Genomic DNA, 13,865 nt, shown 5'->3' on the forward strand with positions numbered 1-13,865 from the left:
AGTGCGTTTTGCACCTTCTGAAGCGTGGATACTGATCCTGTGACCGCAATCAGCCTCGGCATGCCAGCAGCACCCCCGCCGGTCCTCGCCCCTCGCCGGAAGACCCGCAAGATCAAGGTCGGCAAGGTGGAGGTGGGCGGTGACGCTCCCATCAGCGTGCAGTCCATGACCACCACGCCCACCACCGACATCAACGCGACCCTCCAGCAGATCGCGGAGCTCACCACGGCAGGCTGCGACATCGTGCGTGTCGCCGTCCCGAGCGCCGACGACGCCGAGGCGCTGCCGATCATCGCGAAGAAGTCCCAGATCCCCGTGATCGCGGACATCCACTTCCAGCCCAAGTACGTGTACGCCGCGATCGACGCCGGCTGCGCCGCCGTCCGCGTCAACCCGGGCAACATCCGCAAGTTCGACGACCAGGTCAAGCAGATCGCCCAGGCGGCCAAGGACGCCGGGGTCTCCCTGCGCATCGGCGTCAACGCGGGCTCGCTCGACAAGCGCATCCTGGAGAAGTACGGCAAGCCCACTCCGGAGGCCCTCGTGGAGTCCGCCGTGTGGGAGGCCAGCCTCTTCGAGGAGCACGACTTCCACGACTTCAAGATCTCGGTCAAGCACAACGACCCCGTCGTGATGGTGCGCGCCTACGAGCTGCTCTCCGAGCGGGGCGACTGGCCGCTGCACCTCGGTGTCACCGAGGCCGGCCCGGCGTTCCAGGGCACCATCAAGTCGGCCACCGCGTTCGGCGCCCTGCTCAGCAAGGGCATCGGCGACACGATCCGCGTCTCCCTCTCGGCCCCGCCGGTCGAGGAGGTCAAGGTCGGCAACCAGATCCTGCAGGCGCTCAACCTGCGGCCCCGCAAGCTCGAGATCGTGTCCTGCCCGTCGTGCGGTCGCGCCCAGGTGGACGTGTACACCCTCGCCGAGAAGGTCACGGCGGGCCTGGAGGGCATGACCGTCCCGCTGCGCGTCGCCGTCATGGGCTGCGTCGTCAACGGCCCGGGCGAGGCCCGCGAGGCCGACCTCGGCGTGGCGTCGGGCAACGGCAAGGGCCAGATCTTCGTCAAGGGCGAGGTCATCAAGACCGTTCCCGAGGCGATGATCGTCGAGACCCTCATCGAAGAGGCGATGCGGATCGCGGACGAGATGCCCACGCCGGAGAATGAGGCACAGGCCGGTTCGCCGGTCGTCTCGGTCGGCTGAGCCGGAGCAGCACCTCGGACTCGGGCGATACTGAAGAGTCGGACTCGAACGGAGCAAGGCATGGCTCGGTGGCGCACCCCGGTTCCGGCCGGGGCGCGCCCTGACGGGCCGCTCGAACCGGGCGAAGGGGACATTCGTTCGCAGCTCGATCGCGGCGAGGTCCTCGCCCGGGCCCTGACGCGTGCCGACCTGACGGCGGCGCTCGCGGTCTGTGCGGTCGACCCCGTCGCCTCGGTCCTCGCCACGGCGCGCCTGGAGATCGCGGCGCGCTCCGGGTTCGGCGCGGCCGCAGGCCAGGCGTGGGGGTTCCCCGCCGTCGGCCCGCTCGAGGCGGTGTGCTGGTCCGGCGCCAACCTGGTGCCCGTGGTCCCGATCAGCGAGCGCGCCCGGCGTGCCGAGGCGATCGCCGCCTTCACGGCGGTCGCCCGCGTGTACGGGCGTCGGTCGTCGTCGATCGTGGGGGAGCAGCGGGCCGCGCTCGCGCTCTGGGAACGGCTGTCCCCGCACTGGCCGCCGGCCCGGGACATCCGCGCCGACCAGCCGTCGATGGCCATCGGGACGGCGCCCTCGGTGCCGCCCGAGCCCACGGTCCGCCGCTCGGTCCCGGCCGAGCTGGAACTCGTGCTCCCGGCATGCGTGCGCATGTTCACCGAGGAGGTCGGCTACTCGCCGGTCGCCTCCGGCGGCTCCGCCTACGCGGAGCGCGTCAAGTCGCTCATCGCGGAGGGGCGGTCGTTCGTCCGCCTCGTGCCCGACGGCACCGGGCGGCCCGCCGTGGGCTTCAAGGCCGAGCTCGGCGCGGTGGCCGGCGGGGTGGCCCAGGTGCAGGGCGTCTGGGTGGAGCCGGCGTTCCGGGGCCGCGGCTGGTCGGAGTCGGGCATGGCCGCGGTGGTCGAGACGACCCGCGCGTCCGTCGCGCCGATCGTCTCGCTGTACGTGAACGCCTACAACGAGCGGGCCATGGCCGCCTACCGGCGGGTCGGCTTCGAGCAGGTCGGCACCTTCGCGACCGTCCTGTTCTGAACTCTTCCCTTCGAGGCCCGGGTTTCTTCGCTTTCGCGCGCCTCAGAGCGAAGAAACCCGGGCCTCGAAGGAGTGGGGCGGGTTCGGTGATGGCGGTTCAGCGCAGCAGCTTGGACATGCGGCGGTCGGCCAGCGGCTTGCCGCCCGTCTGGCAGGTGGGGCAGTACTGCATCGACCGGTCGGCGAACGACACCTCGTGCACCGTGTCGCCGCACGGGACGCCGTTCCAGCCCGGGCAGGGGAGCCCCGTCCGGCCGTGCACCCGCATCCCGGCCCGCTTGGCGTCCTTGAGCTCCTTGGCGGGCTTGCCCGACGCCGCCGCGATCGCCTCCGTGAGCACGTCGCCGATTGCCGTGTGCAGCCGGGCGGTCTCCTCGGGCGTGAACGTCCCGGTCAGCTTGTACGGGCTGAACCGGCCCACGAGCAGGATCTCGTCGCTGTAGGCGTTGCCGATGCCGGCGATGGCCCGCTGGTCGCGCAGCAGGCCCTTGACCTGCTGGTTCTTCGCCGCCAGCAGCTGGGCCAGCACGTCGGTGGTGAACTCGGGCGCCAGCGGCTCCACGCCCAGGGAGGCGATCATCTCGACGTCGGCCGGGTCGCGCACCACGTGCACCGCGAGCCGCTTGCGGGTTCCCGCCTCGGTCAGGTCGAATCCGGAGCCGTCGTCGAGCCGTACGCGCAGGGCGAGGACGGCGCCCCGGCTGGACCCGCCGAGCGACGGCCGGACGGGCTTGGTCGACAGGGCGTCCGACCAGCGCACCCAGCCGCCCCGGGAGAGATGGAAGACCAGGTGGAGCGGGGCGTCGGTGGGCGCCGAGCCAGCGGGGGAGACCGCCAGATCCAACCACTTGCCGTGCCGCGCCACGTCCGTGACCTGGCCCCCGGCGAGCGCCGCGGGCGGCGGGTCGAACGTCTTGAGCGCGGCGATCGAGCCGACCTCCACCGCGCTGACCGTGCGTCCCGCGGTCCGTGCGCGCAGGAAGTCGGCGAGCGCGGCGACCTCGGGCAGCTCCGGCATGGCCTCATCCTCCGCAACTTCCCGGAACTCGGCAAGGTAGGCACCACGAATTCCGGGCGAGCCGCGGCGCCTCGCGCGGATAGGCTGTGCCCCATGTCTTCCGCACGCCTCACCCAGGGCGACGTGCTGCGCATGTCGTCCCTCTTCGTCCGTACCCTGCGCGAGGACCCGGCCGAGGCCGAGGTCGCCAGCCACAAGCTCCTCGTGCGGGCCGGGTACATCCGCCGGGCCGCGCCGGGCATCTACTCGTGGCTGCCGCTCGGCCTGCGGGTGCTGGCCAAGATCGAGGCGATCGTCCGCGAGGAGATGGTCGCGATCGGCGGCCAGGAGGTGCACTTCCCGGCGCTGCTGCCGCGAGAACCCTACGAGGCGACGGGCCGCTGGGAGGAGTACGGCGCCGGCCTGTTCCGGCTCAAGGACCGCAAGGACGCCGACTACCTGCTCGCGCCCACGCACGAGGAGATGTTCGCGCTCCTGGTCAAGGACCTGTACTCGTCGTACAAGGACCTGCCGGTCACGCTCTTCCAGATCCAGACCAAGTACCGCGACGAGGCGCGCCCCCGCGCGGGCCTGATCCGCGGGCGCGAGTTCATCATGAAGGACTCGTACTCGTTCGACGTCAAGGACGAGGGACTGGACGTCAGCTACCAGAAGCACCGCGAGGCGTACGAGAAGATCTTCACGCGGCTCGGCCTGGACTACGTGATCGTCTCGGCGATGTCGGGTGCCATGGGCGGCTCCCGCTCCGAGGAGTTCCTCTCGCCCTCGCCCATCGGCGAGGACACGTTCGTGCGCTCGCCCGGCGGCTACGCCGCCAACGTCGAGGCCGTGGTCACGCCCGTCCCCGAGGCGATCCCGTACGACGACGCCCCCGCGGCCCACGTCGAGGACACGCCGGACACCCCGACGATCGCCACGCTGGTCGACGTCGCCAACACGAAGTTCCCGCGCCCCGACCGGCCCTGGACGGCAGCCGACACCCTGAAGAACGTGGTGCTCGCGCTGGTCCAGCCCGACGGCACCCGCGAGCTGGTCGTCGTCGGCCTGCCCGGCGACCGCGAGGTGGATCTCAAGCGCATCGAGGCGGCGCTGACCCCGGCCGAGCCCGAGGCCGCCACCGAGGAGGACTTCAAGAGGTTCCCGCAGCTCGTCAAGGGCTACATCGGCCCGCAGGCGCTCGGCCCCCAGGGCGAGCAGGTCGAGGGCGACGACGGCGAGAAGGTCCCCGCCATCCGCTACCTGCTCGACCCCCGCGTCGTGCCCGGCACCCGCTGGATCACGGGCGCCAACGAGCCCGGCAAGCACGTCTTCGACCTGGTGGCCGGCCGCGACTTCACTGCCGACGGCACCGTCGAGGCCGCCGAGGTGCGCCCCGGCGACCCGGCCCCCGACGGCTCCGGCCCGCTGGAGCTCGCCCGCGGCATCGAGATGGGCCACATCTTCCAGCTCGGCCGCAAGTACGCCGAGGCCCTGGGGCTCGTCGTGCTCGACGAGAACGGCAAGCAGGCCGTGGTGACGATGGGCTCGTACGGCGTCGGCGTCACGCGTGCCCTGGCCGCGCTGGCCGAGGCCAACCACGACGAGCGCGGCCTGGCGTGGCCGGCGCACGTGGCTCCGGCGCACGTGCACCTCATCGCGGGGGGCAAGGATGCCGCGGTGTTTGAGGCGTCCGCGAAGATCGCGGACGAACTCGCCGCCCGCGGCGTCGAGGTGCTCTACGACGACCGGGCCGGCAAGACGTCGATCGGCGTGAAGTTCAAGGACGCCGAGCTGCTTGGTGCTCCGCTCGTGGTCACCGTGGGCAAGTCCCTCGCTGACGGCGTGGTCGAGGTCCGGCCGCGCGCGGGCGAGGCGGAGCAGTTCCCCGTCGACGGCATCGTGGACGCCGTGGTCGAGCGGGTCGAGGCCCTGCTCGGCTGAGGCCGGGGTCGAGCCCGACCGTCGGGCGAGACCGTCAGGCGAGCTCCGGCAGTCCCGGGAACGGGACTGCCGGCGCGCCCCAGCGGGCGCCGGCGAGCGTGGTGTCCGTGAGCAGCGCGACCAGCACGGCGCGCGTGCCCGGCTCGGCCCGGCCGACCAGCGAGGCGTAGTTCTGCGCCAGGCCGTTCTCGAGGTCGCGGGCGAGGTCCGTCGTGGTGGTGTCCGGTCCGGGCACCGCATAGGCGACGCGCCGCGGGTCCTGGTCGGTGCCGGCCGTCCCCGCGAGGACGGCCCAGTCCCGGGCCCGCGCGCGGTGCACGACGGCTCGGTCGAGCGCCTGCGTGCGGATCGGCTCGTCGGCCTGCGCCGCCCGTACCTCGAGCGCGTAGGCCGCCGTGTCCTCGGCCAGGATCAGGGCGCTCAGGTCCTCGGCGGCCAGACCGGTGGGTGCCACGGGCGCCTCTTCGCTCGTGGCCGACGCCGGCGTCGCCGAACCCTCGTCGCCCTCGCTGGGCTCCGGAGCGGGATCGGCGGGCTCGGGGATCACCGTGGAGGGCAGGGCGGGGCCGTCCGCGCCGGTGAGCTGCGCGAGGGTCCGGGCGTGCTGCGTCTGCGACGTGGAGATCGAGGCGAGCAGCCGGCCCAGCGGCCCGGACTGCGCCTGGTCGGCGGCGGCCCGGGTGCGCGTCGCGGCGTCGCGCAGCGACGTGACCACGGCGCGCGGCGTGGGCTCCTCGGCGGTCGCGGAGGGCGAGGAGCCGGAGTCCTCGGACACGATGTCGCCGAGGCCCGAGTCGTACTCGCCGCCGAGCTCCTCCGCCTGCACGGTCGCCGTCTCGGCGATGACGGTGAGCTCGGTCCTGACGTCGGCCCTGATGCCGTCCGACGTCGCGGCGGCCTCGGCCTGGTCGGCCACGAGCAGCGCGTCGGCCACCGCCGTGCGCCGCAGGACCTCCGCCGCGTCCGGCACCGGCTCGGTCGGCGGCGGTGTCTCGAGCCGTAGCCCGCAACCTGAGAGAATGATCGCGCAGGTCAGGGCCAGCGCGGTCAGGCCTGACCGGCGTCGGGTGCGGGCCGTGCGGTTCGAGGCGTTCATCGTGGCCGATGATGCCATGTTCCGGAACCCCGTTCGTCCCCGGCCGGTTGCGGTCGGGTCACGGACATCACGTTCTTCGCGAAGTGCCGAGGTCCGACGCTTCGTTAGGCTTGACGCAGACAACAACAGCACATCGGTCGAACCGTTCCGGCTCGAACCGTGCCCCCGCCCGGGGGAGCCGACGGGAGGCAGTCGATGACACAGCAGGCGGATGCGGTCCGCGAGGTGGTGGGACCGGTGGTCGAGGCCGCGGGGCTCTACCTCGAGGAGGTGAGCGCCACCCGGGCGGGCAGCAAGTCCGTGGTCCGGGTCACCGTCGACCTGCCGGACGACGCCGTGGGCAGCCTCGACTCCGACGTCCTCGGCGACGTGTCGCGCGCGATCTCCGCGGCGCTGGACACGGACGACGTCGTCGCCGGCGCCTACACGCTCGAGATCTCCACGCCGGGCACGTCCCGGCCGCTGACCGAGCTGCGGCACTTCAAGCGCGCCCGGACGCGGATGGTGACGCTCAAGCTCACCGACGGCAGCAGGGTCGAGGGCCGGCTGACCGACGTGCTCGACGACGCCGACGGCGCCGTGCTGGTGCTCGACGACGACCGGCGGCTCCCCGCCGGCGACGTCGCCCGGGGCAAGGTCGAGGTCGAGCTGCGACGGCTCGAGGACGCCCAGGATGCCGAGGATTCGGAACTGGGCGAGAGTGCAGGTGAAGACACCGACGAGGACTCGCACGGTGCCGCTACGGACAACACGACCGAGGGTCACCCCGGCCGCAACGAGGAAGGCTGACATGGACATCGACATGAGCACGCTCCGGATGCTGGAGCGCGAGAGGGACCTCAGCCTGGACGTCCTCGTCGCGGCCATCGAGCAGGCGCTCCTCTCGGCCTACCACCGCACCCCGGACGCCTACAACCGGGCCCGGGTCGAGGTCGACCGCGCGTCGGGCCACGTGACGGTGTGGGCGCGCGAGGAGCTGCCGATCGCCGCGGACCCCGAGGACCCGGACGCGCGTCCCGTGGTGGAGCTCGGGCCCGAGTTCGACGACACGCCCCAGGACTTCGGCCGCATCGCGACCGCGACGGCCCGCCAGGTGATCGTCCAGCGGCTGCGCGACGCCGAGGACGACCAGGTGCTCGGCACCTTCCGTGGCAAGGAGGGCGAGGTCCTGGCCGGCGTCATCCAGCAGGGCCGCGACCCGCGCATGGTGCTCGTGGACGTGGGCGGCACCGAGGCCGTGCTGCCCCCGCACGAGCAGGTGCCGACCGAGGAGTACGTGCACGGCGAGCGGCTGCGCGCGTACGTGGTGGAGGTCAGCCGCGGAATGAAGGGTCCCCAGATCACGTTGAGCCGTACGCACCCGAACCTGGTGCGCAAGCTCTTCGAGCTCGAGGTCCCGGAGATCGCGGACGGCTCGGTGGAGATCACCGCCATCGCCCGCGAGGCGGGGCACCGCACCAAGATGGCCGTGCGGTCCCGGGTGTCCGGGCTCAACGCCAAGGGTGCGTGCATCGGCCCGATGGGTGCCCGCGTGCGCGCCGTCATGGCGGAGCTGCACGGCGAGAAGATCGACATCGTCGACCACAGCGACGACCCCGCGTCCTTCGTGGCCAGCGCGCTGTCGCCGGCCCGTGTGTCGTCTGTCACAGTGGTCGACGCCGACGCGCGTGCCGCTCGGGCGATCGTCCCCGACTACCAGCTGTCGCTCGCGATCGGCAAGGAAGGGCAGAACGCCCGGCTCGCCGCGAAGCTGACGGGGTGGCGGATCGACATCCGCTCGGACGAGGCGGCCGACGCCGACGCAGGTGGCGCCGCCGCCGACGCACAGAGCGGCCGGTAACGCCCGGTGGGTCGGCGCGGTAGACTGTCCGAGTCTGGGCCGCGTGCTCGTCCTTCGACATACCCCGCTTCGCCTGTCATGGGCCCGGTGCGGACGTGTGTCGGATGCCGGGGGCGTGACCAGCGGTCTGCACTCCTGCGTCTGGTGCTGGACACCCCGATGCATGATGTCGACGTGGCAGAGCCACGGCGCATCGTCGTCGACGTCCGTGCCTGTCTGCCGGGTCGCGGCGCCTGGGTCCACCCGGTGCCGCAGTGCCTGGAGCTCGCCGAGCGCCGCAGGGCCGTCCCCCGCGCACTGCGCACCGACGGGCCCCTCGACCTCGGCGAGGTACGAGCACACCTCGGCCGGTGAGGGTGCCGACCGCACGACCGTTCCGACCGGGCGCGACAGAGCGCCCGGCCGAATCATGAAGTTCGTCGACAAGGAAGCGGGTTTGAAGCCGATGGGCACCCGATGAGTCCCCAGCGATGAGTACGCAGTACTAACGGTGGTCCTCCCTGTCCCGGGACGGACCGAGACAGGAGAGATGTGGCGAAGATCCGCGTTCACGAGCTGGCTAAGCAGCTCGGAGTGGAGAGCAAGACCCTGATGGGCGAGCTGAAGGCCGCGGGCGAGTTCGTCCGCTCGGCCTCCTCGACCCTCGAGGCCCCGGTCGAGCGAGCGATGCGCGACAAGTTCCCCGTCGGTGGCGCCGGCGGCGCGTCCGACAAGGGCGCTGCGGCGAAGCCTGCCGCGAAGAGCGCGCCGAAGCCGGCCGCGAAGCCCGCGGCCCGGATGCCTGCCGAGGCGGCACCCGCCCCGGCTCCCGCACCGGCCCCGGCACCCAAGTCCGAGGCGGCACCCGCACCCGCGCCCGCCCCGGCACCGACCCCTGCGCCGGCGGCTCCCGCCCCGGCCCCGGCGGCCGAGCAGACCCCTGTGGCCCCCGCGGCATCGGCCTCGCCGGCCGCCGCGGCGCCCAAGCCCGGTGCGCCGAAGCCGGCCGCCGCGGCGCCCAAGCCCGGTGCGCCCAAGCCCGCCGCCGCCCCCTCGGGCTCGCGTCCGGGTGGTCGTGACGGCGGCCGTGGTGGCCGTCCGGGCGGCGGCAACCCGCGCCCGGGCAACAACCCCTTCGCGACCAGCCAGGGCATGCCCCGTCCCGGTGGCGGCCGTGGTGGCCGTCCTGCGGCCGGTGGCGGCGAGCGTCCCGGTGGCGGCAACCCGCGTCCGGGCAACAACCCGTTCGCGACCAGCCAGGGCATGCCGCGTCCGGGGCAGCGCCCCGAGCGCAGCGAGTCGGCCGGCGAGCGCCCGGGCGGTCCCCGTCCCGGTGGTCCGCGTCCCTCGGCGCCCCGTCCCGGTGGCACCGGTGGCGGCGGCCCGCGCCCGAACCCCGGCATGATGCCGGGCAAGACCAACATGCCGCGTCCGGGTGACCGCCCGGCTCCGGGTGGTGGCCGTGGTCGCCCCGGTGGCGGCGGCGGTGGCCGTCCCGGTCCCGGTGGCGCCGGCGGTGCCGGTGCTCCGGGTCGTCCCGGTGGTGGCGGCGGCTTCGGCGGCCCGCGCCGGGGTGCCGGTGGTCGCGGTGCGACGCAGGGTGCCTTCGGGCGCGCCGGCGGCAAGCCGGTCCGCGGCCGTAAGTCGCGCCGGGCGAAGCGCCAGGAGTTCGAGGCGATGCAGGCCCCGTCGCTCGGCGGTGTGCAGGTTCCCCGCGGCAACGGCAGCACGGTCGTGCGCCTGCGCCACGGTGCGTCGCTGAACGACTTCGCCGACAAGATCGACGCGAACCCCGCGGCGCTCGTGACCGTCCTGTTCCACCTGGGCGAGATGGCCACGGCCACGCAGTCGCTCGACGAGGACACGTTCGGCACGCTGGCGACCGAGCTCGGCTACCAGATCGAGATGGTCTCGGCCGAGGAGGAGGACCGCGAGCTGCTCGGGTCGTTCGACATCGACCTGGAGGCCGAGGAGGCAGGGGAGTCCGACGACGACCTGGCCGCCCGTCCGCCGGTCGTGACCGTCATGGGTCACGTCGACCACGGTAAGACCAAGCTGCTCGACGCCATCCGCAAGTCGGACGTGGTGGCGGGCGAGCACGGTGGCATCACGCAGCACATCGGTGCCTACCAGATCACGCACGAGCACGAGGGCACCGAGCGTGCCATCACGTTCATCGACACCCCGGGTCACGAGGCGTTCACCGCCATGCGTGCCCGTGGTGCCCAGGTCACGGACATCGCGATCCTCGTGGTCGCGGCCGACGACGGCGTGATGCCGCAGACGGTCGAGGCCGTGAACCACGCGCAGGCCGCCGGCGTGCCGATCGTCGTCGCCGTCAACAAGATCGACGTCGAGGGCGCCAACCCGGCGAAGGTGCGTCAGCAGCTCACCGAGTACAACCTGGTGGCCGAGGAGTACGGCGGCGACACGATGTTCGTCGACGTCGCGGCCAAGCCGGGGATCGGCATCGACGACCTCATCGAGGCCGTCCTGCTGACCGCCGACGCAGCCCTCGACCTGCGCGCCAACCCGTCCAAGGACGCGCGCGGTGTCGCGATCGAGGCCAACCTCGACAAGGGTCGCGGCCCCGTGGCCACGGTGCTGGTCCAGTCGGGCACGCTGCACGTCGGCGACTCGATCGTCGCCGGCACGGCCCACGGCCGCGTGCGTGCGATGTTCGACGAGCACGGCAACGCGGTCGACGCCGCGACGCCCGCCCGTCCGGTCCAGGTGCTGGGTCTCACCAGCGTCCCGAGCGCCGGCGACACGTTCCTCGTGGCGCCGGACGACCGCACGGCACGTCAGATCGCCGAGAAGCGTGAGGCCGCCGAGCGCGCCGCGACGCTGGCCAAGCGCCGCAAGCGGATCAGCCTCGAGGACTTCGACTCCGAGCTCAAGAAGGGCAAGGTCGAGAGCCTCAACCTCATCCTCAAGGGCGACGTGTCCGGTGCCGTCGAGGCACTCGAGGACGCGCTGCTCAAGATCGACGTGGGCGAGGAGGTCGAGCTGCGCGTCATCCACCGTGGTGTGGGTGCGATCACGCAGAACGACGTCAACCTGGCCACCGTCGACAGCGCCGTGATCATCGGCTTCAACGTGAAGTACGGCGAGCGCGTCGAGGAGCTGGCGGAGCGCGAAGGCGTCGACGTCAAGTTCTACTCGGTCATCTACCAGGCGATCGAGGACGTCGAGGCGGCCCTCAAGGGCATGCTCAAGCCGGAGTACGAGGAGGTCCAGCTCGGGACCGCGGAGATCCGTCAGGTCTTCCGTTCCTCGAAGTTCGGCAACATCGCCGGTTCGGTGGTCCGCTCGGGCACCATCCGACGCAACTCGAAGGCGCGCGTGCTCCGCAACGGCACCGTCGTGGGGGACAACCTCACGATCGAGTCGCTGCGTCGCGAGAAGGACGACGTCACCGAGGTCCGCGAGGGCTTCGAGTGCGGTATCGGTCTCGGGTCGTTCAACGACGTCACCGAGGGCGACATCATCGAGACCTTCGAGATGCGCGAGAAGCCGCGCGACTGATCTCCGATCGCCGAGTCAGCATGCTGGTCCGCGTCCCGCAGGGGTTTGCTCCCTGTGGGTCGCGGACCAGCATGCTGACTCGGCGCATGTGAAAGGACTGGACCATGGTCGACAACCCGCGGGCTCGCAAGCTCGCCGACCGCATCAAGGTGATCGTCGCGCAGATGATCGACTCGCGGATCAAGGATCCGCGGCTCGGCTTCGTGACGGTCACGGACGTCCGCGTCACCGGCGACCTGCAGAACGCCTCGGTGTTCTACACGGTCTACGGCTCGGACGAGGACCGCGAGGGCACGGCCGCGGCGCTGAAGAGCGCCACGGGCATGATCCGCTCCGAGGTGGGCAAGCAGACCGGTGTGCGCCTGACGCCCACCATCGAGTTCCACCTCGACTCGGTCCCCGACACGGCCGCGCACCTCGACGCCGCGCTGATCGAGGCGCGCAAGCGGGACGCCGAGCTCGAGGCACTGCGTGCCGGTGCCCGGTACGCGGGCGACGAGGACCCGTACAAGAAGCCGCGCGAGGACGACGCCGAGGCCGAGTGACCTCCGACCCCGCGCTCGCGCGTGACATCGACGCCGCCTGCCGCCTGACCGGGACGTTCACGCTCCGGTCGGGCCAGGCGGCGTCGGAGTACTTCGACAAGTACCTGTTCGAGACGGACCCGGCGCTGCTGGCCCGGGTCGCCCGTCAGATGGTGCCGCTCGTCCCCGCCGGCGCCGAGCTGCTCGGCGGCCTCGAGCTCGGCGGGGTGCCGATCGTGACCGTGCTGAGCGGCCTCACCGGCGTCGGCGCGCTGTTCGTGCGCAAGCAGGCCAAGGAGTACGGCACCGCGAAGCTCGCGGAGGGGCCGCCCGTCGAGGGCCGCCGGGTCGTACTGGTCGAGGACGTGATCACCACCGGCGGCGCCGTCCGCGACGCGACGTCGGCGCTCCGGGCCGCCGGCGCGCTCGTCGACACCGTGGTGTGCGCCATCGACCGCAGCCCGGCCGGCAGCACACCCCTGGCCGACGTCGGCGTGGAGGTCCGCGCCGTCCTCACCAGGGCCGACCTCGACGCCGCGCGGCGCATGCCGGGCGCGGGATACTGATCCCCATGACCTCTTCCACCTCGCAGGCTCCCGCGCGCCGTCCCACGGCCGCCGACGGGTTCGTCGTGGTCGACAAGCCGCAGGGCTGGACCAGCCACGACGTCGTCGGGCGGATGCGGCGGCTGGCCGGGACCCGCAAGGTCGGCCACGCCGGCACGCTCGACCCGATGGCGACGGGCGTGCTCGTGCTCGGGATCGGCCGGGCGACGAAGCTGCTGACCTACGTGGTGGGCGCCGACAAGGACTACGACGCCACGATCCGGCTGGGCGTGGCCACGGCCACGGACGACGCCGAGGGCACGGTGGCGGAGGTGGCCGGCCCGGACGCCGTCGAGCGCGTGGACCGGGCAGCGCTGGACGCCGCGATCGCCGATCTCACGGGCGACATCCTGCAGGTGCCCACGTCCGTGTCCGCGATCAAGGTGGACGGCAAGCGCGCCTACGCGCGCGTCCGGGCGGGGGAGGAGGTCGCGCTGCGGGCGCGGCCCGTCACCGTCTCCCGGTTCGAGGTGCTGGACGTCCGGACGACGACGGCCAGGGTGCCCGACGGCGCCCTGACCGACACCTACGTCGAGCCCGCGGCCGGCGACCCCGCGGACGGCTCGCCCGCGGCCGGCGATCCCGACGCCGAGCCCGCCGTGGCCCCCACGGCCGCGGAACCCGGCGACGGTCCCACCCGCGAGGTGCCCGTGGTCGACGTCGACGTGCGCGTCACCGTCTCCTCCGGCACCTACGTGCGCGCCCTGGCCCGCGACCTCGGCGCGGCGCTCGGCACCGGCGGCCACCTGACCGCGCTGCGCCGCACGCGCGTGGGCGGCTACCCGCTGGACGGCGCCCGCACGCTGGAGGAGCTGGAGGCGCAGGCCGACGCCGACGGCACGCTGGCCACGCTCCCGCTGGCCGACGCCGCGCGCGGCACGTTCCCGGTGCGCGAGCTCGACGAGGCCGAGGTGCGGGCGCTCGGTTACGGCCAGTGGGTCGAGCCGTCGGGTCGCGCCGACGTCGTGGCGGCGCTCTCGCCGTCGGGCACGCTCGTGGCGCTGCTGGAGGACACGAAGCGCCGCGGCGAGAGCCTCGCCAAGCCCGTCCTGGTGCTCGCCCCCGCTCCATGAGCGGAGCGGCGAGCACCGGGCGAGCACCAGGCACGCCTGCCTGGTCGGCGGGGCGT

At 72.9% G+C, this 13,865-nt stretch carries 12 protein-coding genes; 10 read left to right on the forward strand and 2 right to left on the reverse strand.

Features of this window, described 5'->3' with window-relative positions:
- Positions 1 to 60 precede the first annotated feature (60 nt).
- Entirely contained in the window at positions 61 to 1,203 is a 1,143-nt protein-coding gene (gene ispG, locus ACH45N_RS10075) for a flavodoxin-dependent (E)-4-hydroxy-3-methylbut-2-enyl-diphosphate synthase (RefSeq protein ID WP_285105307.1), read from the forward strand.
- A 60-nt stretch (positions 1,204 to 1,263) separates the two neighbouring features.
- On the forward strand, positions 1,264 to 2,226 hold the full coding sequence (locus ACH45N_RS10080) for a GNAT family N-acetyltransferase (protein WP_397393279.1): 963 nt from the start codon (positions 1,264 to 1,266) through the stop codon (positions 2,224 to 2,226).
- A 97-nt stretch (positions 2,227 to 2,323) separates the two neighbouring features.
- Here the strand turns inward: ACH45N_RS10080 and ACH45N_RS10085 are convergent, their stop codons facing one another.
- A complete protein-coding gene (locus ACH45N_RS10085; protein WP_397393280.1) occupies positions 2,324 to 3,244 on the reverse strand; it encodes an Fpg/Nei family DNA glycosylase in 921 nt (306 codons plus the stop codon).
- 93 nt (positions 3,245 to 3,337) lie between these two features.
- Between ACH45N_RS10085 and ACH45N_RS10090 the strand changes: the two genes are divergently transcribed.
- Positions 3,338 to 5,164, forward strand: a complete 1,827-nt coding sequence (locus ACH45N_RS10090; RefSeq protein ID WP_397393281.1) for a proline--tRNA ligase — start codon at positions 3,338 to 3,340, stop codon at positions 5,162 to 5,164.
- Between the two features lie 34 nt (positions 5,165 to 5,198).
- Here the strand turns inward: ACH45N_RS10090 and ACH45N_RS10095 are convergent, their stop codons facing one another.
- Positions 5,199 to 6,260, reverse strand: a complete 1,062-nt coding sequence (locus ACH45N_RS10095) for a DUF4439 domain-containing protein (RefSeq protein WP_397393282.1) — start codon at positions 6,258 to 6,260, stop codon at positions 5,199 to 5,201.
- Positions 6,261 to 6,455: 195 nt separating this feature from the next.
- Here ACH45N_RS10095 and rimP point away from each other — a divergent pair, with 195 nt between their 5' ends.
- The 7 genes from rimP to truB all read left to right on the forward strand — a co-directional run bounded on the left by rimP (position 6,456) and on the right by truB (position 13,809).
- Positions 6,456 to 7,049: a ribosome maturation factor RimP gene (rimP, locus tag ACH45N_RS10100; protein WP_397393283.1), complete on the forward strand. Its 594-nt coding sequence runs from the start codon at positions 6,456 to 6,458 to the stop codon at positions 7,047 to 7,049.
- A 1-nt stretch (position 7,050) separates the two neighbouring features.
- Positions 7,051 to 8,100, forward strand: coding sequence for a transcription termination factor NusA (gene nusA / locus ACH45N_RS10105; protein ID WP_397393284.1), 1,050 nt, complete (start codon positions 7,051 to 7,053; stop codon positions 8,098 to 8,100).
- A gap of 78 nt (positions 8,101 to 8,178) precedes the next feature.
- Positions 8,179 to 8,454 carry a YlxR family protein gene (locus tag ACH45N_RS10110; protein ID WP_397393285.1) on the forward strand — a complete coding sequence of 92 codons (276 nt, stop codon included), beginning with the start codon at positions 8,179 to 8,181 and terminating at the stop codon, positions 8,452 to 8,454.
- Between the two features lie 177 nt (positions 8,455 to 8,631).
- Positions 8,632 to 11,607 (forward strand): translation initiation factor IF-2, encoded by a 2,976-nt coding sequence (gene infB, locus ACH45N_RS10115; protein ID WP_397393286.1) that lies wholly within the window; start codon positions 8,632 to 8,634, stop codon positions 11,605 to 11,607.
- 104 nt (positions 11,608 to 11,711) lie between these two features.
- Positions 11,712 to 12,152, forward strand: a complete 441-nt coding sequence (rbfA, locus tag ACH45N_RS10120; RefSeq protein WP_377230103.1) for a 30S ribosome-binding factor RbfA — start codon at positions 11,712 to 11,714, stop codon at positions 12,150 to 12,152.
- Complete coding sequence (gene pyrE, locus ACH45N_RS10125) at positions 12,149 to 12,697, forward strand: orotate phosphoribosyltransferase (RefSeq protein WP_397393287.1); 549 nt, start codon at positions 12,149 to 12,151, stop codon at positions 12,695 to 12,697. Before rbfA ends, pyrE begins: the two co-directional genes overlap by 4 nt.
- 5 nt (positions 12,698 to 12,702) lie before the next feature.
- Entirely contained in the window at positions 12,703 to 13,809 is a 1,107-nt protein-coding gene (truB, locus tag ACH45N_RS10130; protein ID WP_397393288.1) for a tRNA pseudouridine(55) synthase TruB, read from the forward strand.
- The last annotated feature ends 56 nt before the right edge of the window (positions 13,810 to 13,865 follow it).

Source organism: Promicromonospora sp. NPDC019610 (assembly GCF_044389365.1).
Taxonomy (GTDB): domain Bacteria; phylum Actinomycetota; class Actinomycetes; order Actinomycetales; family Cellulomonadaceae; genus Promicromonospora.

Coding starts and splice junctions, on each gene's coding strand:
- rbfA (WP_377230103.1), top strand. CDS start 11,712: ATGGTCGACAACCCGCGGGCTCGCAAGCTCGCCGACCGCATCAAGGTG.
- ACH45N_RS10085 (WP_397393280.1), bottom strand. CDS start 3,244: ATGCCGGAGCTGCCCGAGGTCGCCGCGCTCGCCGACTTCCTGCGCGCA.
- ispG (WP_285105307.1), top strand. CDS start 61: ATGCCAGCAGCACCCCCGCCGGTCCTCGCCCCTCGCCGGAAGACCCGC.
- truB (WP_397393288.1), top strand. CDS start 12,703: ATGACCTCTTCCACCTCGCAGGCTCCCGCGCGCCGTCCCACGGCCGCC.
- rimP (WP_397393283.1), top strand. CDS start 6,456: ATGACACAGCAGGCGGATGCGGTCCGCGAGGTGGTGGGACCGGTGGTC.
- nusA (WP_397393284.1), top strand. CDS start 7,051: ATGGACATCGACATGAGCACGCTCCGGATGCTGGAGCGCGAGAGGGAC.
- ACH45N_RS10110 (WP_397393285.1), top strand. CDS start 8,179: ATGGGCCCGGTGCGGACGTGTGTCGGATGCCGGGGGCGTGACCAGCGG.
- ACH45N_RS10095 (WP_397393282.1), bottom strand. CDS start 6,260: ATGAACGCCTCGAACCGCACGGCCCGCACCCGACGCCGGTCAGGCCTG.
- ACH45N_RS10080 (WP_397393279.1), top strand. CDS start 1,264: ATGGCTCGGTGGCGCACCCCGGTTCCGGCCGGGGCGCGCCCTGACGGG.
- ACH45N_RS10090 (WP_397393281.1), top strand. CDS start 3,338: ATGTCTTCCGCACGCCTCACCCAGGGCGACGTGCTGCGCATGTCGTCC.